Source organism: Citrobacter sp. wls613 (genome assembly GCF_005281195.1).
GTDB lineage: Bacteria > Pseudomonadota > Gammaproteobacteria > Enterobacterales > Enterobacteriaceae > Citrobacter > Citrobacter gillenii.
This window is the reverse complement of record NZ_SZXN01000063.1, coordinates 19,504-41,761: the sequence shown is the minus strand read 5'-3', so window position 1 is coordinate 41,761 and position 22,258 is coordinate 19,504. Positions and strand designations below refer to the sequence as shown.

Genomic DNA, 22,258 nt, shown 5'->3' with positions numbered 1-22,258 from the left:
TGAGGCTATTTTATTATGAACAACGATTTCCAGAAGTTGATCATCCAAAAACATATCATCGACAGCTCTACGCATGACAAGAGTAAAAAACTAAGCGTTGCGTATGGTGTCGATCGTAATTTTTTGTTTGGATCCGGCATTTCTATGACCTCAGTATTAGTGAATAATCCTGATATTGATATCCATTTTTATATCGCCACTGACTATATCGATGACGACTATCTGGAAAGCATAAAACGACTGACACAAATGTACAGTACGACCGTGACTGTCCTTGTTTTCGATAATGCGGTTTTTCGTGAACTGCCGAGTACGAAATCATGGACCTATGCAATGTACTATCGTTATTTTGCATTTGAATATTTAAGCACCGAATTAAGCTCGGTACTGTATCTCGATGCCGACGTTATTTGTAAAGGTTCTCTACGAGAGTTTACCGAGGTTAATTTTTGTGGGGAATATGCTGCCGTCATCAATGATATTGATGAAGTGCGGGTTAAATCTGGAACCAGGCTCGGTATCCCTGAACTGAGTAATGGGTATTTTAATTCTGGTGTTGTACTTGCGAATCTCGAAGTATGGCGTGAGCAGCAGTTGTTAGCCAAAGCATTTTCTATATTGGAAAAACGCCAAAAAGAATTACTTTATTTTGACCAGGACGTGCTCAATATTTTGTTTGTTGGAAATGTTATTTTCCTGAGAAGGGACTTTAACTGTATTTATGAAGTCGATCGAGAACTCAAAAATAAAAACGATAAGGTCTATCAGGATTTCATTACCGATGATACGGTTTTAATTCACTATACTGGTGTCACTAAACCATGGCATTCATGGGCCAAATACCCGGTGGCTAAGTATTTTATTGAGGCATATCAGAAATCCGCATGGGCAGAAAAATCTCTGTTAAACGCAAACACAGCCAAGCTATATAAACGTAAGTCACGACATGAAAGAGTGCAGCGAAAATATATCCGTTCTGTGCTCAGTCATGTTATGTATATAAAAAATAAGTTACATAGCCCTAAGGCATATTGAAATTAAAAATAGTAACTTATTGATAATAAATTAAATAGGTGTAGCGAATGAACTTTGATTGCCATCAGTCTATAAAAAAGATCCTTGATTTTAATCAAGCTCCATCTGAACAACAAACACAACTCAATATCGCTTGGGGTGTGGATAAAAACTTTATGCTTGGTGCTGCAATCTCGATGACATCAGTACTTTTGCATAATAAAGATCTGAATATCCATTTTCATCTTTTTACTGATTATATTGATGCTGATTACCAGCAATGCACTGCAAAATTAGCAGAGCAATTTGCTACTAACATCTCAATTTATATTATGGATGCTAATGGGTTAAAAATGTTACCGAGTGGTAATGCCTGGTCGCATGCAATGTACTTTAGATTCATTGCGTTTGAATATCTTGCTGAGAAAATAAATTCGCTTTTATACATTGATGCAGATGTGATTTGCAAAGGCTCACTTGAAGAACTAACCCAAATAGATCTTGGTGAGTATGTTGCTGCTGTAATTACTGATGTTGATGATAGCCCTGCTAGAGATATTGAGGAGAATAGAGATTATTTCAATTCTGGTGTCATTTTTGCAAACCTTAAAAAGTGGAAAGAACAAAACTTTATCAACGCAGCCTTTGATATTTTATTGGATAAAAAGAACAAACTTTCATTCCCAGATCAGGATGTTTTGAATATTCTCTTCTTAAAGAAAGTGATCTTTTTGGAAAGAAGGTTTAATGCTATCTATGGTATTAAACAAGAATTAAAAAGCAAAGATCTTGCAAAATATAAAGAATATATAACACCTGATACTATTCTAATCCATTATGTTGGCGTGACTAAGCCGTGGAACTCTTGGGCAAACTATCCTTCGGCACAGTACTTTGTTGAAGCGTGGAAGGCTTCACCATGGGCGGATGTTCCGTTGTTGCCAGCCAGAACGCCAAAGCAATATAAAAAGAAATCAAGGCATGAACGGCTGCAAGGAAAATATTGTGCTTCAGTAATTAGCTATATCGGCTATTTACGTGCAAAGTTACAAAGTAAGTAAAAAAACTCCCGAAAGGGAGTTTTTTATTTAGCGCAGTTTTGTCTTGAGATATTTTATATACCATTTGATAGAACCGCAGTAATTTCCCCTTTTGGCTTCCTGACGCGAGTAAACTCTATAATCAGTAGGTCTCATGCGCGGAGCGTAGGAACGCATTTCTGTGTATCGCCATGGTGTGAAATGATGGTAGAAGAGGTAAAGTTGCTGTGAAAGTCCAGTGTGTTCTTTGTACCAAGGCTTTCTTCCGCCGGTGAAATGGATGATTCGGGGCAGAGTATCTTTTTGATAGAAGAAGCTATCTTTTTGTTGGTCGTTAAACCAATTAAATAAAAAATTCCATCTATTATCAATGAATTTGACGTTGCCCTCCATTGCAATGTTCAAGGCATCTTGGTCGGGATAGGGAAGACTTTCCCCTTGATCAAATAAAATCTGATTGGCTTTTGTTTCAATATCATTTTTAAGCCAGTTTTTTATGTTTATATACAGAAATCCGGAGTTAAAATAAGAAGAAGTGCTCAGCTTTAAGCGTTTAGCATTTATATTATCATTGTTATTTAACGAATCATGACTGGCAGCACAAATTACTTCGCTAATATCAATGCTATTAATTTCATGGATTTTATCGAAGCACAGAGTATCAGCATCTAAATAGATAAAATGCTCTACTTTATCTTTAAGCAGACGCGGTACGGTCAGCCTCATATAGATTGAACGATTCAGGTGTTTGATTGCAAAGTCATTGTTGTACTTTTCAATCTCTTCTTTATCGATATTGATAACCTGAATTTTATCAGTGGTTGAACACAGTTTATTGATTTCGTCTTCTGAGACATCATAGACAAAGACGAAAAATGAAAGTTCTTGTCCTGGGTTGTTCATTATGACGGACATAATGGACACTGCTACGTACTCCAGATAATTATCATCCGTACAGTAAGCAATATTAATAACATTATTTTTGTTGTCCATTTATGCCTTCTCATTACCTTTATCAGTGCCACTATCATGAAGTACCGTATCGATAGCGTCAATCACGGCTTGTTCTGGTATCCATGTTAAATATTTTTTTGACCTGTCAAGTTCATCTCTTGAAGGCATTGGGTGATAATTGCCAGCCCAAATCAATACTGCTTTGTCTGACCATGGTCTCCATTGTTGGTAATTAGTCGCACCAAACAGACAGACCTGCGGGGTTCCTAATGCAGCAGCCATATGCATCGGTGCCGAATCAACACCAATATAGAGAACAGCATGGTCAATCAATGCAGCCAGCTGCAGGAAGGTGGTTTTACCCGCCAATGTTAGGTCCGGAGATAATTTACACAGCGCCGCTATGCGCTGTACCTGCTGTTGCTCATTGAGTGCCGGTCCGCAGGTAAGATACACATCCAGGCCTCGTTGATGCAGGTGGTCTATGACGTGTGCGAATTTATCATCATCCCAACATTTAAACTCTTGCCTCGCTGTGGGTTGAATAACGACATAGTTTTTTGAAGATAGCGCAGGTAGTTGGGAGGTTAAATGCTGATAGTCTTCTTGGCGATAGCAAAGCGACATTTCTTTCTTTAGTTCTGATTCACCAAAACCAATGCCTTTTAAAATGGATAAATTTTGTTCAACAATGTGTGTACCAGTCATTGGTATGACGCGTGAAAACAGGTTGTTCCATAGTTTTTTCTTATGCTCAAATGCAATGGAGGGACGGCGTAAAGAAGCGATGAGTGCACCAATCGGCCATTGTTCGGTTAAGTTAATGATCAGATCATACTGATTTTTTTTCAGTTGTTGACGTACCGATATGTAATTTTTCGCAGTTGCCAGCAGACCTTTTTTTTTCTCGATAAGATAAAAAACGTTGATATCTTTATTGGCAGCTAAGATTGCCTTGGTATCTTTATATAGGAGTAGATCAATTTTAGCATTTGGGTAACGTGCTTTAATACTTTCAATTACAGGGGTAATTAACAGAACGTCGCCATAAAATTTAAGTTTGCAAATGAGAACGCGGTCTAGTTTCTTAAACATGTTAAAATCCCTTTCGAACAAGTAAGTTCTTACAGGCGTTTATTATCGTATAGCGTATTTCAGAAATATGCCGGTCAATGTGTGGATATTTCATTTTATAAAATACTTTTTTCTTAATGACTTTCGTATCACAGCATGTAAGTGCATTGTGAATATCATTTATCATGCTTTCGTTATAGCGATAGTAACCTTTTTTCTTACGTAAGAGTTTACGCCCTTCCAGAAAGCAATTAACGATCATTAACGTAGCGATAGTACGCGTTGCACTATTTTCATTGATGTAATTATACATTTTTCGCATAGCAAAAAAGATACTGTCAGCGTCACTGTCGATAATGTTCTCGGTAATGCTTTTATCATTTATCCGGTAGTAATAGAGTTTATTCTCTATTTTTAAAATTTTATGGCATTTGAAATACTGAAATGGGCAAAAGATAACATCTTCATAACGGCGATACTCTTCAAATCTATCTTCACCGATCACATCACGATGAAAAATCTTCGTCATTAAGTGCCACTGACCGGCACGAAAAATTGGGAATAGTGGCGCATAGTTGTCATTTTCTAAAGTCACTTCGTGCTGGACGATAGTCTTTTCCGTATCAGAAGTATTCTTATGCAGATTTTTTATATTACGGGTTAGGTTAAATTCAATAATATCATATTTTTCGTCTCTTAATTTAGGGAGGAGAATAGAAAAATAATCACGGCAGACAATATCATCGCTGTCCACAAAACCAATATATTTTCCCGTCGCATGGGCCAGTCCAACGTTACGGGCGATTGCAACACCTTGATTATTTTTGCTTATATATCTAATGTTCTTGCAATTTTTTTCACGATAAAATGTACTAACGCGTTCTTCGGTCAGATCGGTTGAGCCATCATTAACAATGATTACCTCCACATCGTCAGTGATACTCTGGTGTATCGATGCCAGTGTTTCTGCGATGAATTCCGCATTGTTGTATGTCGGTATAATAATGCTCAGTAAATAACCTGAAGCGTTAATCATGGCATCGCTCTCTCGTTGGATTCGAGGTCAGCATTGCTGCTATACACAATGCTAGTACGCTGCTCAAAGCTTCACCTTTGGCATATAATAATAAATCACTTAAGCCATAGATAGCGATAGCACCTGAGATGACAAACAACAGAGAACTACGTTGCCAGTAAGCTCTTAAAAACATGACTGCATAGAGCAAGAGTAGCACAACAACCCCTGGGATGCCTTTAAGCGAAAAGGTATCAATTATCTCGTTATGCAGATGAACGTCAAGGAATGCAACGGCGCCTTGTAGCGAGGTATCTTGCAAAGCAAGTTGTTGTATTTCTGCACCTCGTTGCTCAAGTGACTGTCCCCAGTAATGCTCTTTCCCTGCCTCAATACCTGCTCGTTGCATTGCAAGTCGCGCGCCAATAGAGGTATTACTATTGTTCTGGCTGTAGGATTGCAAATCGACCATCATGTTCTGGTAACGATTTTCAATAATTGATTTAAGCGGAATTGACGCTACCCCTACCAGTATCACGAAGCCCAATAATGTTTTGAACAACATGATACGGTTGTGACGATGGTGCATGAGAAACAGGCCGATACTCAGGATCGGGTATACTAAAATAGCCGCCCGAGTTTGCGTGGTAATAATAACCGCCAGCGATATTAAGAAATGTAACAGATACAGTGAAACGGTATGTTTTATACGCAGGTTGATAATGGCCTGAGATGCCAATAAGCCAATCAATGTCAGCGCATAAGCGGTACCAGTCTGGCGCTCAAAGCCAAGAGCAACACGATAATCCAAAGGATTAGGGGCACCGGCTAGCTGGTAGCCTGCAAAAAGATACAGACCAATTGCCGTAACAATAACCCAGATACTGGTGATACGGGTTTTGGTTTCGCAGGGTGCTCGCGAGGTTAACGCGGTGAGAACCAGTGCGGCAAAGATCATGATCTTACCCCCGTTCTGATACGAACGGTAGGCGCCGGTAAAGGCAGAGCCGGGCTGCTTAAAGATGTCCACCCACATAATTTGCACTAAGCCAAAAAGCAACAGCATAAAAGGCAAGATCAGATTTTTTTTGTTGCTGAGCACATACTTTATATTTTTGCCAATCAACGGCAGAGACAGGGCCGCACAGGCAATAAATACCTTCAGTGCCTCATCGGGATTGACCAGCACCATCGCAAGGGTGACAAGGATCCCCGTGTAAAATAGCTGATATAGAAAATTAAATGGGTTGTTTTTTGTATTATCGATAAAGCGAGAAAACATGTTTTGGCAAAGCATGGTTCATCTCTTAAAGTTAAAGCAAATTAATATCAAGCAATGATGCGTTGATGCTGCTGGCATCGAGATCCTGTAAATTACCGGATTGACTCTGCTGTGCGTATTGATTCTTCCCATACCCACCAATCAGCCCAGGGTCTGTTGGGCCATACAGGGTAATGTTCGGGCGATCCAGCGCTGCGGTTAAATGGCTGAGCCCTGTATCCACCGACACGACAAACTTTGCCCCCGCCAACACACTTGCGATCTCTTCCAGACTCATCCGCGGCAGGACATCGACGTAGTTAAAACCATCAGCCAGCTTTTTGGCGCGCGCTTCTTCATGAGGGGCACCCCAGGGCAGCTTAATGCGTATTCCGGCGTTATGTAACTGGCCAATCAGCTCCCGCCAGTTGGCTTCCGGCCAATGTTTATCATCACGGGTTGTCGCGTGTAAAAATACCGCATATTGGCCTGCATCAGCATTAAGATCGTTCAAGAAATGCTGCGCGATAGCATAATCGCCCTGCGACTGTGGTTTGGTATACCCCAGACTTTTCGCAAACAGTTCCCGCGTACGTTCAACGGCATGCTGCTGCCTGGCAATATGATGCTTACAGTTATAAAACAGGCTTGCCAGTGGCTCGCGAGCCGTGCTCCAGTCCATGCCATGCTTGATGCCGCGCCCCAGACGCGTAACCAGAGCGGCACTTTTAACCAGACCTTGGGCATCGATTATCGCGTCATACTGCTGTAAACGCACCGCATCGCGAAACGCTTTACGCTCGGCTTTAATCGGTGCTGAAAACCAGGCTTTACGCCAGCGGCGAATCGCCACGGGGATCACCCGGTCAACGGCTGAATGCCAGGATGGGATTTGCGCGAACCCTTCTTCAACCACCCAGTCAAACTGAATACCTGGAATTGCCCGCTGCGCATCGGTTAGCGCAGGCAATGTATGCAGTACATCGCCCATCGACGATGTTTTAACGATCAGAACCCGCATCCGTCAGGCTTCCTCTTGTAACAACAGGTCGTTCAGTTCTTCCAGAACGCGCTGAGGAGTGATGTCAATCAGGCTCTGATGATACCCTTGCGCCGCATCGCCCTTACGCACTTTGTGATAACCCGTTATCAGGCGGATCACACGTGCTTTATGGGAAAGAGGCGGAGTAAAATCCGGGCTGCTGGGGCCGTACAGGGCGACCAGCGGACGGTTCAGCGCGGCGGCTACGTGCATTAATCCTGAGTCATTGGTGACTACCGCTTTACAGGCGGCGAGAAGAATAACGGCCTGCTCGAGCTGCGTTTCACCTGCCAGATTACGGCACCATGCCTGCTGTTCGGTGTTGAGTGTCGCCAGAATTTCATTACCGGCTTCATGATCTTTGGCTGAGCCAAACAGTACGATCTGATGACCTTCGTCGATCAGCTGTTTTGCCAGTTCCGCATAGTGATAATGCGGCCAGCGTTTGGCCGGACCAAATTCTGCCCCAGGACAAAAACCGATGATCGGGCGTTCAGCAGAGAGAGAGAACTGGCTACAGGTCAGTGATTTTTCACCTTCGCTGACTTGCAGCTGCGGCCATAACAGCGGCTGCGGTAAATCTTTCGCTGAAAGCATTACGCCTTTATCGTAGGCCAGCGCTACATAGCGCTCGACCATCAGCGGCCAGGCTTCTTTATCCAGCACGCGTGCATCATTGAGCAGCCCGTAGCGCATCTCACCGCGCCATCCGGTACGATGGGGAATGCCCGCAAAGAACGGCACCAGTGCTGACTTAAATGAGTTCGGCAGCACGAAGGCACGATCGTAGCGTTTTTCACGCAGACTGTGGCCGAGTTTACGCCGTTCACCGATCTCCAGCGCACCGTGTCCTAGCGGCATGGCAATCGCGTCGTTGACTTCAGGCATGCGCGACAGCAGCGGACGACACCATGCCGGTGCCATCACGTCGATTATCGCCTGGGGATAGCGCGCCTTGAGCGTGCGATAGAGACTTTGCGACATCATCATGTCGCCAACCCAGGACGGGCCTATCACCAAAATTTTCATACTTACGCGTCGCGGTTCAGCCAGGCCATATATTCCGTTACGCCTTCGGCCACGGTCTTAAACGGCTTGTCGTAGCCTGCTGCGCGCAGGTTAGTCAGATCCGCCTGAGTAAACGCCTGGTAGCGGCCTTTCAGTTTTTCCGGGAACGGAATGTACTCAATGCTGCCTTTTTTATGGTACGCCAGCGTAGCATCCGCCACGGCCTGGAATGATTCCGCGCGACCGGTACCGAGGTTAAAGATACCGGATACACCATTTTCCAGGAACCACAGGTTAACTGCGGCAACATCGCCAACATAGACGAAATCACGTTTGAAGTTTTCGCTGCCTTCAAACAGTTTTGGCGTTTCGCCATTGTTGAGTTGGGTATTGAGATGGAAAGCCACGCTTGCCATGCTGCCTTTGTGGCCTTCACGCGGTCCGTAGACGTTGAAATAGCGGAAGCCGACAATCTGCGAATCCGCTTCTGGCAGGATCTGACGAACATACTCGTCGAACAGGAACTTTGAGTAGCCGTAAACGTTCAGCGGTTTCTCATATTCACGGGATTCGATGAAGTCAGAAGTACGTCCGCCGTAAGTGGCTGCAGAAGAGGCGTACAGGAACGGAATTTCGCGTTCCAGGCAGTAGTGCAGCAGCTCTTTGGAGTATTGATAGTTATTGTCCATCATATACTTGCCATCCCACTCGGTGGTGGAAGAGCATGCGCCTTCGTGGAAAATTGCTTCGATATCGCCGAATTCTTCACCGGCCATAATCTGGATCAGGAAGTCTTCCTTATCCATGTAGTCAGCAATATTCAGATCCACCAGGTTAACAAACTTGGTGCCGTCTTTCAGGTTGTCCACCACCAGGATATCAGTGATGCCTTTATCATTCAGTGACTTAACGATGTTGCTGCCGATAAAGCCCGCGCCGCCGGTAACGATGATCATAAATGTAACCTTCGAATTATGGAGTCAGAGACAATCTCAGACACGAATACTTCTATCATATCACTACATGGCCCTGGCTTCAGCCATTCACCGATAAGCCGTGCGGGTACACGTGATTTATGCTTCATTTTGAAGAAGTGATGACGCGTCATCTCGTATCAATGTATAGCTTTGGGTAATATGTGCTGAAATTTGCCCAGTCTGGAGAATTGCAATGCGTGGGAATTTTTACAAGCAGTTAACGAACGACCTGGAAACCGCACGTGCGGAAGGGCTGTTTAAAGAAGAACGCATTATTACGTCTGCGCAGCAGGCGGATATCACGGTAGCTGATGGAAGCCACGTGATTAACTTTTGTGCGAACAACTATCTGGGACTGGCTAACCACCCGGAACTGATTGCAGCGGCAAAAGCGGGTATGGATTCTCACGGGTTTGGCATGGCTTCGGTGCGCTTTATCTGCGGCACCCAGGACAGCCACAAGCAGCTGGAGCAAAAACTGGCGGCCTTCCTCGGTATGGAAGATGCCATTCTTTATTCTTCCTGCTTTGATGCTAACGGCGGCCTGTTCGAAACGCTGCTGGGCGCAGAAGATGCGATTATCTCCGATGCCCTGAACCACGCCTCTATCATCGACGGCGTTCGTCTGTGTAAAGCGAAGCGTTTCCGTTACGCCAATAACGATATGCAGGAACTGGAAGCGCGCCTGAAAGAAGCGCGTGAATCTGGGGCGCGTCATGTGCTGATTGCTACCGACGGCGTGTTCTCGATGGACGGCGTGATTGCCAACCTGAAAGGCGTCTGCGACCTGGCGGATAAGTACGATGCACTGGTGATGGTTGATGATTCCCACGCGGTGGGTTTTGTCGGCGAAAACGGCCGCGGTTCCCATGAATACTGCGAAGTGATGGGGCGTGTCGACATCATTACCGGTACGCTGGGTAAAGCACTGGGCGGCGCGTCCGGTGGTTATACCGCAGCGCGTAAAGAAGTCGTGGAGTGGCTACGTCAGCGTTCCCGTCCGTACCTGTTCTCCAACTCACTGGCTCCGGCGATTGTGGCGGCGTCCATTAAGGTGCTGGAAATGGTTGAGTCCGGCCATGATTTGCGCGATCGCCTGTGGGCAAACGCTCGTCAGTTCCGTGAGCAAATGTCCGCCGCTGGCTTTACGTTAGCCGGTGCCGATCACGCGATTATTCCGGTGATGTTGGGTGATGCAGTCGTTGCACAACAGTTCTCCCGTGAACTGCAAAAAGAAGGTATTTACGTTACCGGCTTCTTCTATCCGGTGGTTCCGAAAGGCCAGGCGCGTATCCGTACCCAGATGTCTGCGGCGCATACCCCTGAGCAGATTACGCGTGCTGTTGACGCGTTCACACGCATTGGTAAACAACTGGGCGTTATTGCCTGAGGATGTGAAATGAAAGCGTTATCCAAACTGAAAGCGGAAGAAGGCATTTGGATGACCGACGTTCCTGAACCGGAAGTCGGTCATAACGATTTGCTGATTAAAATCCGTAAAACAGCCATCTGCGGGACTGACGTTCACATTTATAACTGGGATGAATGGTCGCAAAAAACCATCCCGGTTCCAATGGTTGTTGGGCATGAGTATGTCGGCGAAGTAGTCGGCATCGGCCAGGAAGTGAAAGGTTTTAAAATCGGCGATCGCGTGTCGGGTGAAGGCCACATTACTTGCGGACATTGCCGTAACTGCCGTGGTGGGCGTACTCACCTGTGCCGCAATACGACCGGTGTCGGTGTAAACCGTCCGGGTTGTTTTGCTGAGTATCTGGTGATCCCGGCGTTTAACGCGTTCAAGATCCCGGATAACATCTCCGATGATTTAGCCTCAATCTTCGATCCCTTCGGCAATGCGGTTCACACGGCACTGTCGTTCGATCTGGTCGGAGAAGATGTGCTGGTTTCCGGTGCGGGTCCTATCGGGATTATGGCGGCAGCCGTCGCGAAGCACGTTGGTGCACGCCACGTTGTCATTACGGATGTGAATGAGTATCGCCTTGAGCTGGCGCGCAAAATGGGTATTACTCGCGCGGTAAACGTAGCGAAAGAGAACCTGACTGATGTCATGGCCGAGCTGGGTATGACCGAAGGGTTTGATGTGGGTCTGGAGATGTCCGGTGCGCCGCCAGCGTTCCGCACCATGCTGGACACCATGAACCACGGCGGTCGCATCGCCATGCTGGGTATTCCGCCGTCAGACATGTCCGTCGACTGGACGAAGGTTATCTTTAAAGGGCTGTTTATTAAAGGTATTTACGGTCGAGAAATGTTTGAAACCTGGTACAAAATGGCTGCGCTGATCCAGTCTGGTCTGGATTTGTCGCCAATCATCACCCATCGGTTCTCCATCGATGAGTTCCAGCAGGGCTTTGACGCGATGCGTTCAGGTCAGTCAGGGAAAGTGATCCTGAGCTGGGATTAACCGTTTCTGATTAATGGGTTCTGTGTGCTGTCCCCGGATATTTATGTTCATTAAATACCCGGGGATTTTTTTCTGGCGCGATCCCGCTTGTCCGGCGCATTTTAGATCAAAGATAAGAATAACTTTCTCTGATCTTCTGCCGCGTAATATGCTAAAAATTGCCGTTAATTACATTGTTTGGCAGGATTTTATATGACCTATACTCCCGGCCTATTGAGCGTCATTATGCCGCTTTACAATACGGGTGAACCGTTCATTGCGTGTATGGATTCGCTGATCGCGCAAACCTGGAAAAATCTGGAGATCATCATCGTAAATGATGGCTCTACGGATAACTCGGCGGAGCTTGCTCAGGCCTATGCGGATCGTTATCCACACGTCCATTTGCTGCACCAGCGCAACGGGGGCGTCTCGGCAGCGCGAAATACCGGTATGGCGGTAGCAAAGGGCGAGTATATCGCTTACGTCGATGGTGACGACATTGCCTATCCGGAAATGTATGAAACGCTGATGAATATGGCGCTGCAGGACAATCTGGACGTTGCCCAGTGTAACGCCGACTGGTGTATTGCGGAAACGGGTCATACCTGGGCATCTATTCCCACCGATCGTATTCGTTCTACCGGCGTCATGACCGGGCCGGACTGGCTGCGCAAAGCACTTGCCAGTCGTCGCTGGCGGCATGTGGTCTGGATGGGGGTTTACCGTCATCAAACCATCCGCGACGCTGGGCTAACCTTTCTTTCCGGTCTGCACCACCAGGATATTATTTGGACGACGGAGTTTATGTTTAACGCCAAACGCGCGCGTTACACGGAGGTTCCGCTGTATAAATATTTCCTGCACGGCGCGTCCGTCAGTCGCCTGCCGCGTACCGGAGAGAAGAACCTGGCCTATCAGCGCCACTACATCAAAATTACCCGCCTGCTGGATAAGATGAATCATGATTACGCCGGGCGTATTCCGATTTACCCTGAATTCAAACAGCAGGTGATTTACGAAGCGCTACGCGTATGCCATTGCATCCGCAAAGAGCCAGACGAAAAGATTCGCCAGCGCATGATTGCCGAGGTGTTTGTATCGGGTATGTTCAAGCGAATGGTGAGCAATATTTGCAGCGTTAAGCTGGGTTATCAGGTGCTGTTATGGGCCATCCGGTTTAGCAAGTGGCGCGATAAATCACTGACGCCACGCCGTCTGGCCCATGTCACGCTGGGTCTGAAAGACTGATTACGACCAGCCCTGCCACTGCAGGCGCATATATTGTACCAGCGTGCTTTGGGTGATGCTCTCACCGAGCACGCTAAAGAATCGGCTAGCGTAAACGGGTTCTAACGGTTGCTTCGGTTTGCACAGTTTCACCCCGCGGAAAGGATTACGCGGCGCATCAGGCGTGCCGTTTTTCGGTGGCGTCAGATTTGGCGTAGAGGTATCTACCTGTGGTTCATTGAGCAGGCTGCTTGGGCGAACCAGCGTAATGTCGGCGGGCAGGTTATAAACCATTTGCTGCAATACGCGTACCGTCGAAGGATGAGGGTGCCCAATCGCGATAGCGGAACCGTTGCGGCGCGCCAGTTCGACCGCGCGGTTAAACTGGCGGCGAATGTCCGCTTCGTTTTGCGTGTCGTCGAGGAAGACTTTGCGTTTAATCACTTTCACGCCCGTTCCTCCTGCCGCACGCATGGACTGGCTGTTACCGATGGTCATACTGTCCAGGAAATAAAGATCGTACCGTTCCAGTGCCTGCATCACTTTCTGCATGCCAAACAGGCTGGAGGTCATCGCGCTGCCCATATGGTTGTTAAGCCCGACGGCATACGGCACTTTGCTTACCGCATCGCGAATAATCCGCTCAATCTCGTCGCTGCTCATCTCCGGGCGCAGGGTATCTTTCTCAAGCGGCTGTTTGCTGAGAGGCGCCATCGGCAGATGGATTAAGACTTCATGTCCGCTGTTATGCGCTTTGGTCGCCATCTCCCGTGCATGTGGTGCATTGGGCAGAACGGCAACGGAGATCGCAGAAGGCATCGCCAGCACCTGATTCTCGTTGTGCGGACGATAACCGAAATCGTCGATCACGATGGCAAGCTTACCGGCAAAAACAGAGGGAGCGAATGCCAGCAGGCTGGCGAGTGAGAATATTATGCGGCGAAACTGAGGCAAAACTTATCTTCCCAACCACGGCTGTGGATTGACCGCCTGACCCTGGCGACGAATTTCGAAATAGAGTGCGGGTCTGCCCTGACCGCCGCTGCTACCCACCAGGGCAATCGGCTGTCCGGCACGCACCTGCGTACCTACGCTGACCAGCGCGCTTTGGTTATAGCCGTACAGGCTCATATCGCCTTTACCGTGCTCAACCACGACCACCAGACCATAACCCTGAAGCCAGTCGGCCAGAATAACGCGACCATCGGCAATGGCTTTCACTTCGGTGCCTTCAGATGCGCCAATGACCATCCCTTTCCAACGTAGCTCACCTTGCAGCTGTTCGCCATAACGATGCAGCGTTGGGCCACGGACGGGCCAGAATGCCTGACCGCGCGGTGAACCTAACCCCCCGGTACGGGACATCAAGGATTTTTCGTTTTCGGTCGGCTTGTAGGTCGACCCTTTGCGCGAGGCATCCTTTTGCTTATCGCGCACCGCCTGTGCTTCGCGGGCTTCACGTTCAGCGCGCGCTTTGGCGGCGGCCTCGGCCCGTGCAAGGCTGCTGCGTAGGCGGGATTCGTTGGCGCGCAGTTCGCTGAGCTGCTGCTGGCCCTGCTGAATGGAGGACTCCAGCCCAGCGAGCGTTTTTTGGCGCTCGTTACGCGCCTGTTCCAGCTTGGCCTGTTGAGCGCGCTGCTCGTACAGCAGCGTTTGCTGCTCACTCTGTTTATCTTCCAGCTCGGCTTTCTGCGAATCGACCTCTTCGCGGGTTTGCTTCAACTGGGCGATGGTTTCCTGCCGCGCCTGGTTCAGATAGCCAAAATAGGCCTGCAGGCGCTGCCCGCGCTGACTCTCTTCGCCACTGAGGATTAACTGAATGCCGGTGTGCTCACCCTGACGAAACGCGGCGTCCAGTTGGGCGGCCAGGCTGCGTTCCTGTGCTGCTCGCTGCTTTTCCAGCTTCGCGAGGGCGGCGTTCATTTCGGCAATTTGCGCATTCAGTTGCGCCAGTGAATTTTGCGTTTCGCGCAGCTGTCGTGCCGCAACGGCGATGGCCTGTTCCTGGGCTTTAAGCTGGGCGAGGAGGGTGGAACGTTGCTGTTGTTGCTGGCGTACCGCGCGTTCTTTTGCCGCGATATCGGCCTGAATAGATTTGAGCTGGTCGCGTTCGTCCGCGTGGGCGGAAAAGGCGCACAACAATACGCCAGCGCTAATCACGCTGGCGTATAACAAGGGCCTGACTGAAAACCTACGCGGTTTTGCGGCCCATGTGATGGTATTAATCGCCTTTCCCCTCATGGGGAGGGATTATTCCACGATGAACAGCGGCTTACCAGTCATCTCTTGCGGGATTTCCATGCCCATCAGCGTCAGCATGGTCGGGGCGATATCGGAAAGTTTACCGCCATCGACAGCTTTGACGTTTTTACCACCGACATAAATCAGCGGAACCGGCAGGTTGGTATGTGCAGTATGTGCCTGACCGGTAGACGGATCGCGCATTTGCTCAGCGTTACCGTGGTCTGCGGTGATCAGCAATTGGCCGCCAACGGACTCAACCGCTTTGGCCACTTGCTCAACGCAGTGATCCAGCGCTTCAACCGCTTTAACCGCAGCATCCATTACCCCGGTATGACCGACCATGTCGCCGTTCGGGTAGTTACAGATGATGGTGTCGTATTTCCCGCTCTCAATCGCGGCAACCAGCTTCTCGGTCAGCTCTGCGGAGCTCATTTCTGGCTGCAGATCGTAGGTGGCTACTTTCGGCGAGTTGATCAGGATACGGTCTTCGCCTTTGAACGGCTCTTCTACGCCACCGTTGAAGAAGAAGGTCACGTGTGCATATTTTTCAGTTTCGGAAATACGCAGCTGGGTTTTGTCGTGCTTCGCTATCCACTCGCCGAGGGTATTCGCCAGAGACGTTGGTGGGTAAGCTACCGCTGTTTTGATGTCGGCCGCGTATTCGGTCAACTGCACAAAGTTGAGGTTAACCACTTTCTTACGCGCGAAGCCATCGAAGTCAGCGTTCACAAACGCGCGGGTGATTTCACGCGCACGGTCAGCACGGAAGTTCATGAAAATCAGCGTATCGCCGTCTTCCATTGCGGCATCGGCCTGGCCTTCTGCGCGGATCACGGTCGCTTTTACGAATTCGTCGTTTTCATCACGAGCATAAGCGGCCTGCAGACCTGCTACTGCGGTGTCAGCCTGGAATTCACCCTGGGCCAGCGTCATCAGGTCATACGCTTTTTCAACGCGATCCCAACGGTTGTCGCGGTCCATGGCGTAGTAACGACCAATAATGGACGCAACGCGACCTTTGCCCAGCGCGGCAAATTTTTCTTCGAATTTTTGCAGCGACTTTTCAGCGCTGCGCGGTGGTGTGTCACGGCCATCGAGGAAGGCGTGCAGATAGATTTTTTCTGCGCCGCGTTCTGCCGCCAGCTCAACCATCGCCAGGATGTGATCTTCGTGGCTGTGTACGCCGCCCGCAGACAGCAGACCCATGATGTGTACTGCTTTGCCGCTATTTTTCGCCTGGTCGACCGCATCGGTCAGTACCGGGTTAGTGAAGAAAGTCCGTTCTTTAATTTCAACATCCAGACGGGTCAGGTCCTGATACACGATACGGCCCGCGCCCAGGTTGACGTGACCCACTTCGGAGTTACCCATCTGGCGGTCAGGCAGGCCGACTTCCAGACCAGATGCGTCAATCAGGGTATGTGGACGTTTGGCCCACAGAGCATCCATAACCGGGGTTTTAGCATTAAAAATGGCGTTATCCTGGCTGTCTTCGCGATAGCCGTAGCCATCCAGAATCACCAGTACCATAGGTTTTTTAGAAACCGACATTGCGACAACCTCACACTTAATAGATAAAAATAATTGCGTAATTTTACTACAGCTGAATCGATAAAGTAGCCCCCGAAGATCAAATAATGGGGTATAGCACGTCAGGGAGGACTCGGATTTACGTTTTTTTTTCCGTAGCGCCCCGCAAAAATGCAATCCAATACACGCTCTGGCTGTATTTGCGCCAACGCGCAGGTATACTCTTTCCCTGGTTTTTTTAATCACTGAGTCGGGAGTTGTTACCCCCCATGCAAGAAATTATGCAATTTGTTAGTCGCCACCCTGTCTTGAGTATCGCCTGGATTGCGTTACTGGCGGCTGTATTATTTACGACCATCAAAAGCCTGACCTCGAAAGTGAAGGTGATTACCCGCGGCGAAGCCACTCGTCTTCTCAATAAAGAAGATGCGGTTATTGTGGATTTACGTCAGCGTGATGACTTCCGCAAAGGCCATATCGCCGGTTCAACTAACCTGCTGCCGAGCGAAATTAAAGCCAACAACTTCGGCGAGCTTGAAAAACACAAAGCCAAACCGGTTATTGTGGTTGACGGTTCTGGCATGCAGTGCCAGGAATCTGCAACTGCGCTGATTAAAGCGGGTTTTGAGCAGGTGTCCGTGCTGAAAGACGGCGTAGCAGGCTGGAGTGGTGAAAACCTCCCGCTGGTACGTGGCAAGTAACACCGTAAGTTAATATCGGAGATAAGTCATGGCCAACATCGAGATCTACACCAAAGCAACCTGCCCATTTTGCCATCGCGCAAAAGCGCTATTGAACAGCAAGGGCGTGAGTTTCCAGGAACTTCCGATTGACGGCGACGCCGTGAAGCGCGAAGAGATGATCAAACGCAGTGGTCGTACGACGGTTCCGCAGATTTTTATTGATGCACAGCACATTGGTGGTTGTGACGACTTGTATGCGTTGGATGCGCGTGGTGGACTGGATCCCCTGCTGCGTTAAGGCGTACGGATAGTATTTAAAGGACAACACTAAAGGGTTTTCTAAACATGTCAGAACAAAATAACACTGAAATGGCTTTCCAGATCCAACGTATTTATACCAAGGATGTGTCTTTCGAAGCGCCAAATGCACCGCATGTTTTCCAGAAAGATTGGCAGCCAGAGGTTAAACTTGATCTTGATACTGCATCTACCCAACTGGCAGATGACGTGTATGAAGTTGTGCTGCGTGTCACCGTAACGGCTTCTCTGGGTGAAGAAACGGCGTTCCTGTGCGAAGTTCAGCAGGGCGGGATTTTCTCCATCAGCGGAATTGAAGGGACTCAGATGGCGCATTGCCTGGGTGCATACTGCCCGAACATCCTGTTCCCGTATGCCCGTGAATGCATCACCAGCCTGGTATCACGCGGTACGTTCCCGCAGCTGAACCTTGCACCGGTCAACTTTGATGCGCTGTTCATGAACTATTTACAGCAGCAGACTGGCGAAGGTACTGAAGAACATCAGGATGCCTGATGAATCAAAGTAATGCTTCAATGACTGTGATTGGTGCCGGCTCGTACGGCACCGCTCTTGCCATTACCCTGGCAAGAAACGGCCACCCGGTTATCCTGTGGGGCCACGATCCCAAACATATCGCAACGCTCGAGCACGATCGCTGCAACGTTGCGTTCCTTCCTGATGTGCCTTTTCCCGATACGCTGCGCCTGGAAAGTGATTTAGCCACTGCGCTGGCCGCCAGCCGTAATATTCTGGTGGTGGTGCCGAGCCACGTCTTTGGCGAAGTGCTGCGTCAGATCAAACCGTTGATGCGCTCTGATGCGCGCTTGGTTTGGGCGACAAAAGGTCTGGAAGCAGAAACGGGACGCCTGTTACAGGATGTCGCGCGTGAAGCGTTGGGGGATGCCATTCCGCTGGCGGTGATTTCCGGTCCTACGTTTGCCAAAGAACTGGCTGCAGGCATGCCTACGGCGATTTCGCTGGCGTCAACGGACGAGACGTTTGCTGACGATCTCCAGCAACTGCTGCACTGCGGCAAAAGTTTCCGCGTTTACAGTAACCCGGACTTCATTGGTGTACAGCTTGGCGGCGCGGTGAAAAACGTGATTGCCATTGGCGCAGGGATGTCTGACGGCATCGGCTTTGGTGCTAATGCCCGTACGGCATTGATCACCCGCGGGTTGACCGAAATGTCACGCCTTGGCGCGGCGCTGGGTGCCGATCCGGCGACCTTCATGGGCATGGCGGGTCTGGGCGATCTGGTGCTGACGTGTACCGACAACCAGTCGCGTAACCGTCGTTTTGGCATGATGCTCGGTCAGGGCATGGATGTTCAGGGCGCGCAGGACAAGATTGGCCAAGTGGTTGAAGGCTATCGCAATACGAAAGAAGTTCGTGAATTGGCGCACCGTTTTGGTGTCGAAATGCCAATAACCGAGGAAATTTATCAAGTATTGTATTGCGGAAAAAATGCGCGCGAGGCAGCATTGACGTTATTAGGTCGTGCACGCAAGGACGAGCGGAGCAGCCACTAGCCGTAAGGAACCGTTTTACTATAACGACCCGACCCGCGTAGAACGGGTTGGTCGTTTTGCTACCTTCTGTGGAGTACGCAATGCCGTGTGAAGAACTGGATATCGTCTGGAAAAATATTAAAGCAGAAGCCCGGGCACTGGCGGATTGTGAGCCAATGCTGGCCAGTTTTTACCACGCAACGCTGCTCAAGCATGAGAATCTCGGCAGCGCGCTAAGCTATATGCTGGCGAATAAGCTTGCGTCGCCAATCATGCCGGCGATTGCTATTCGTGAAGTGGTGGAAGAAGCCTACGCCGCCGATCCGGAAATGATTGCCTCGGCGGCCTGCGATATCCAGGCAGTGCGCACGCGTGACCCGGCTGTCGACAAATATTCCACCCCGCTTTTGTACCTGAAGGGCTTCCATGCGCTGCAGGCTTACCGCATCGGCCACTGGCTGTGGCATCAGGGGCGTCAGGCACTGGCGATCTTCTTGCAAAATCAGGTGTCCGTGACTTTCCAGGTCGACATTCATCCGGCGGCAAAAATTGGTCGTGGGATCATGCTCGATCATGCCACCGGAATTGTGGTGGGTGAAACCGCGGTGATCGAAAACGACGTCTCGATCCTGCAATCCGTCACCTTAGGCGGGACCGGTAAAGCGGGCGGCGATCGTCACCCAAAAATTCGTGAAGGCGTGATGATTGGCGCGGGCGCAAAAATTCTCGGCAACATCGAGGTTGGGCGCGGGGCGAAAATTGGCGCGGGTTCTGTCGTCTTACAGCCCGTACCGCCACATACCACCGCCGCAGGCGTTCCGGCACGGATTGTCGGTAAACCTGACAGCGATAAGCCGTCCATGGATATGGATCAGCATTTCAACGGGATACATCATACGTTCGAATGCGGCGATGGCATCTGATTTCGAGCTATCTTACTTGCCATATTGAACCTGGGCTGTGCTCGTCATCCTCACGTACTGCGTGTACGCTCCGGTGACTGTGCGCAGTCCGTGTTCAATCTGTCTGCGCCGATAACGCTCGAAACGAATAACATCAAATTAATGTAGGTCGGATATGGCTTCAGCTGCCATCCGACAAAATCAACTGCGTAATACGGCGCCCGGATACCCCAGTTGGCGCCAGGCCTCATACACTACCACCGACACCGCGTTAGACAGGTTCATGCTGCGGCTGTCCGGCATCATCGGAATACGAATTTTTTGTTCTGCAGGCAGCGCGTCGAGAATGCTGGCGGGCAGGCCGCGCGTTTCCGGGCCAAACATCAGATAATCACCATCCTGATAGCTTACCGCGCTATGGGCCGGTGTCCCTTTGGTGGTCAGCGCAAAAAGACGTTGCGGATTTTCTGCAGCCACAAAGGCGGCGTAATCAGGGTGGCGCAGTACGGCGGTAAATTCGTGATAATCCAGCCCCGCGCGACGCAGGCGCTTGTCGTCCCAGGTAAAGCCCATGGGCTCAATAATATGCAGACGAAAGCCGGTATTGGCGCAAAGGCGGATGATATTGCCGGTATTTGGCGGGATTTCTGGTTCGAATAAAACGATGTTAAGCATACTGCCCCCTTAATAACGGGGGGCAGGATAGCAGAAAGGACGGGTACTATGCGACGGTCAGAGGCTGCGGTTTATAGCGTTGCAGCTTATAAAGCGTTGCGGCAGCAGCCAGCAGCGCGGGAACGCTGAGGAACATCAATATGCTGTCAGCCTGCCATTGCAGAGAAAGTAATTGGGCGCTGGTCATGGTCCCGGCGACGCCACCAAAGCGGCCCACGCCCTGCATCCAGGCAATACCTGTTGCGCGACAGTGGGTCGGGTAAAACGTTGCCGCCAGCGTCTGTAGTCCGGACTGTGCACCGTTCATGGTGATCCCCATCAGGAAGATCAGGGCGCCAAACAGAATGATGTGGTTATGTTCAAACCCGAGCGCCAGTGCAAACAGCATTGTCAGGATAAAACCGATGGAGACGACTTTGTGCGCTTCCCAGCGATCCATCAGCCAGCCGGCCAGCAGGATCCCCGCGGTACCGCCGAAGGTGAACAGTGATGTCAGCCAGGCAGATTCTGCCAGCGGGTAACCCATTCCCAGCATCAGCGTCGGCATCCAGCTCAGCAGCACATAATAGATAACCAGCCCCATAAAGTAGGTCATCCACAGCATCAACGTGCCCGGCAGCCACGGCATGCTGAACAACTGCGCCACGCTGCCTTTTTTGACGTCAGTCCGTTCTTCATCCAGATAAAAATGGGTGACCTGGTCTATATCACCTGGCATAAAGCGACGGGCAATTCGTTTGACTTGTGCGATCTCTTTCCCGCGATGGACCAGATACTTGACCGACTCCGGCAGAAATAACACCAGGAGGATGGTCAGCGCCAGCGGGGCAATTGCCCCGGCGAGCAGGACGCTGTGCCAGCCGTAGTTAGGAATCAGCCAGGAGGAGATAACCCCGCCACCTGCTGCACCGAGCGGGAAACCGCAGTACATGGTGTTAATCGCCATCGAGCGGCAGCGTTTTGGCGCAAATTCTGACACCAACGTGATGGCGTTCGGCATTGCTGCACCCAGCCCGAGTCCGGTGAGAAACCGCCAAAACGTTAACATATTCAGCGTCTGGGCATAGGCGGTGCCCAGACTGGCGAGACCAAAGAACAGGCAGGAAAAAACCAGTACGCGTTTACGTCCCATGCGATCGGAAATTGGCCCGGCCAGCAGGGCGCCAAATGAGAGCCCCAGCAGCGCGGCGCTTAATACCGGCCCGAGATCTTGTTTCTTGATCCCCCAGTCGGCTGAGAGGGTAGGGGCAATGTAGCCCATCGCCGCCGTGTCGAAGCCATCAATGGCCAGCACCAGAAAGCCAAGGACGATGATGACCCAATGAAAGCGTGAAAAAGGACTGTCATCTATCGCCTGCGGGATATTCACTTTACCGGAATAAACCATGTCACCC

22 protein-coding genes are annotated in these 22,258 nt (G+C 49.7%); 10 read left to right on the top strand and 12 right to left on the bottom strand.

The window, feature by feature from the left end; translation table 11 throughout:
• The first annotated feature begins 15 nt into the window (after window positions 1–15).
• Window positions 16–1,035: a glycosyltransferase gene (locus tag FDX01_RS13735; RefSeq protein WP_137399939.1), complete on the top strand. Its 1,020-nt coding sequence runs from the start codon at window positions 16–18 to the stop codon at window positions 1,033–1,035.
• A gap of 47 nt (window positions 1,036–1,082) precedes the next feature.
• Entirely contained in the window at window positions 1,083–2,075 is a 993-nt protein-coding gene (locus FDX01_RS13730; protein WP_137399938.1) for a glycosyltransferase, read from the top strand.
• A 27-nt stretch (window positions 2,076–2,102) separates the two neighbouring features.
• Here the strand turns inward: FDX01_RS13730 and FDX01_RS13725 are convergent, their stop codons facing one another.
• From FDX01_RS13725 to rfaD, 7 genes are read right to left on the bottom strand one after another with little or no spacing between them, the layout of a single operon-like run.
• On the bottom strand, window positions 2,103–3,047 hold the full coding sequence (locus FDX01_RS13725; protein ID WP_137399937.1) for a glycosyltransferase: 945 nt from the start codon (window positions 3,045–3,047) through the stop codon (window positions 2,103–2,105).
• Window positions 3,048–4,103, bottom strand: a complete 1,056-nt coding sequence (gene rfaQ / locus FDX01_RS13720) for a lipopolysaccharide core heptosyltransferase RfaQ (RefSeq protein WP_137399936.1) — start codon at window positions 4,101–4,103, stop codon at window positions 3,048–3,050.
• Between the two features lies 1 nt (window position 4,104).
• Window positions 4,105–5,118, bottom strand: a complete 1,014-nt coding sequence (locus FDX01_RS13715) for a glycosyltransferase family 2 protein (RefSeq protein WP_137399935.1) — start codon at window positions 5,116–5,118, stop codon at window positions 4,105–4,107.
• Window positions 5,111–6,394 carry an O-antigen ligase family protein gene (locus FDX01_RS13710; RefSeq protein ID WP_170974776.1) on the bottom strand — a complete coding sequence of 428 codons (1,284 nt, stop codon included), beginning with the start codon at window positions 6,392–6,394 and terminating at the stop codon, window positions 5,111–5,113. Before FDX01_RS13710 ends, FDX01_RS13715 begins: the two co-directional genes overlap by 8 nt.
• Before the next feature lie 16 nt (window positions 6,395–6,410).
• Entirely contained in the window at window positions 6,411–7,379 is a 969-nt protein-coding gene (rfaC, locus tag FDX01_RS13705) for a lipopolysaccharide heptosyltransferase RfaC (RefSeq protein WP_137399934.1), read from the bottom strand.
• A 3-nt stretch (window positions 7,380–7,382) separates the two neighbouring features.
• Window positions 7,383–8,429, bottom strand: coding sequence for an ADP-heptose--LPS heptosyltransferase RfaF (gene rfaF / locus FDX01_RS13700; protein ID WP_135911222.1), 1,047 nt, complete (start codon window positions 8,427–8,429; stop codon window positions 7,383–7,385).
• Window positions 8,430–8,431: 2 nt separating this feature from the next.
• On the bottom strand, window positions 8,432–9,364 hold the full coding sequence (rfaD, locus tag FDX01_RS13695; RefSeq protein WP_096759088.1) for an ADP-glyceromanno-heptose 6-epimerase: 933 nt from the start codon (window positions 9,362–9,364) through the stop codon (window positions 8,432–8,434).
• A 214-nt stretch (window positions 9,365–9,578) separates the two neighbouring features.
• Here rfaD and kbl point away from each other — a divergent pair, with 214 nt between their 5' ends.
• The 3 genes from kbl (at window position 9,579) to FDX01_RS13680 (ending at window position 13,040) form a co-directional block, all read left to right on the top strand.
• Window positions 9,579–10,775 (top strand): glycine C-acetyltransferase, encoded by a 1,197-nt coding sequence (kbl, locus tag FDX01_RS13690; protein WP_117342546.1) that lies wholly within the window; start codon window positions 9,579–9,581, stop codon window positions 10,773–10,775.
• A gap of 9 nt (window positions 10,776–10,784) precedes the next feature.
• Window positions 10,785–11,810: an L-threonine 3-dehydrogenase gene (gene tdh, locus FDX01_RS13685; RefSeq protein WP_137399933.1), complete on the top strand. Its 1,026-nt coding sequence runs from the start codon at window positions 10,785–10,787 to the stop codon at window positions 11,808–11,810.
• A gap of 192 nt (window positions 11,811–12,002) precedes the next feature.
• Window positions 12,003–13,040, top strand: a complete 1,038-nt coding sequence (locus FDX01_RS13680; protein ID WP_135911224.1) for a glycosyltransferase — start codon at window positions 12,003–12,005, stop codon at window positions 13,038–13,040.
• Here FDX01_RS13680 and FDX01_RS13675 read toward each other — a convergent pair whose 3' ends face one another.
• From FDX01_RS13675 to gpmM, 3 genes are read right to left on the bottom strand one after another with little or no spacing between them, the layout of a single operon-like run.
• The gene (locus FDX01_RS13675; RefSeq protein ID WP_137362502.1) at window positions 13,041–13,973 is read right to left on the bottom strand and encodes a divergent polysaccharide deacetylase family protein; all 933 of its coding nucleotides are present in this window, start codon (window positions 13,971–13,973) and stop codon (window positions 13,041–13,043) included. It lies immediately after the preceding gene.
• A 3-nt stretch (window positions 13,974–13,976) separates the two neighbouring features.
• The gene (gene envC, locus FDX01_RS13670) at window positions 13,977–15,236 is read right to left on the bottom strand and encodes a murein hydrolase activator EnvC (RefSeq protein WP_232058724.1); all 1,260 of its coding nucleotides are present in this window, start codon (window positions 15,234–15,236) and stop codon (window positions 13,977–13,979) included.
• 33 nt (window positions 15,237–15,269) lie between these two features.
• Window positions 15,270–16,814, bottom strand: coding sequence for a 2,3-bisphosphoglycerate-independent phosphoglycerate mutase (gene gpmM, locus FDX01_RS13665; RefSeq protein ID WP_137399932.1), 1,545 nt, complete (start codon window positions 16,812–16,814; stop codon window positions 15,270–15,272).
• Between the two features lie 248 nt (window positions 16,815–17,062).
• Here gpmM and FDX01_RS13660 point away from each other — a divergent pair, with 248 nt between their 5' ends.
• The 5 genes from FDX01_RS13660 (at window position 17,063) to cysE (ending at window position 20,210) form a co-directional block, all read left to right on the top strand.
• The gene (locus FDX01_RS13660) at window positions 17,063–17,494 is read left to right on the top strand and encodes a rhodanese-like domain-containing protein (protein WP_096759096.1); all 432 of its coding nucleotides are present in this window, start codon (window positions 17,063–17,065) and stop codon (window positions 17,492–17,494) included.
• A gap of 28 nt (window positions 17,495–17,522) precedes the next feature.
• Window positions 17,523–17,774, top strand: coding sequence for a glutaredoxin 3 (gene grxC / locus FDX01_RS13655; protein WP_003024152.1), 252 nt, complete (start codon window positions 17,523–17,525; stop codon window positions 17,772–17,774).
• Between the two features lie 47 nt (window positions 17,775–17,821).
• The gene (gene secB, locus FDX01_RS13650; protein ID WP_096759097.1) at window positions 17,822–18,289 is read left to right on the top strand and encodes a protein-export chaperone SecB; all 468 of its coding nucleotides are present in this window, start codon (window positions 17,822–17,824) and stop codon (window positions 18,287–18,289) included.
• Window positions 18,289–19,308 (top strand): NAD(P)H-dependent glycerol-3-phosphate dehydrogenase, encoded by a 1,020-nt coding sequence (gpsA, locus tag FDX01_RS13645; protein ID WP_117342542.1) that lies wholly within the window; start codon window positions 18,289–18,291, stop codon window positions 19,306–19,308. Before secB ends, gpsA begins: the two co-directional genes overlap by 1 nt.
• Window positions 19,309–19,388: 80 nt before the next feature.
• Window positions 19,389–20,210: a serine O-acetyltransferase gene (gene cysE, locus FDX01_RS13640; RefSeq protein ID WP_096759099.1), complete on the top strand. Its 822-nt coding sequence runs from the start codon at window positions 19,389–19,391 to the stop codon at window positions 20,208–20,210.
• A gap of 180 nt (window positions 20,211–20,390) precedes the next feature.
• Here cysE and trmL read toward each other — a convergent pair whose 3' ends face one another.
• Both trmL and FDX01_RS13625 read right to left on the bottom strand, forming a co-directional pair.
• Window positions 20,391–20,864 carry a tRNA (uridine(34)/cytosine(34)/5-carboxymethylaminomethyluridine(34)-2'-O)-methyltransferase TrmL gene (gene trmL, locus FDX01_RS13630; protein ID WP_003827329.1) on the bottom strand — a complete coding sequence of 158 codons (474 nt, stop codon included), beginning with the start codon at window positions 20,862–20,864 and terminating at the stop codon, window positions 20,391–20,393.
• 46 nt (window positions 20,865–20,910) lie between these two features.
• A complete protein-coding gene (locus FDX01_RS13625; protein ID WP_137399931.1) occupies window positions 20,911–22,251 on the bottom strand; it encodes an aromatic acid/H+ symport family MFS transporter in 1,341 nt (446 codons plus the stop codon).
• Window positions 22,252–22,258: the final 7 nt, after the last annotated feature.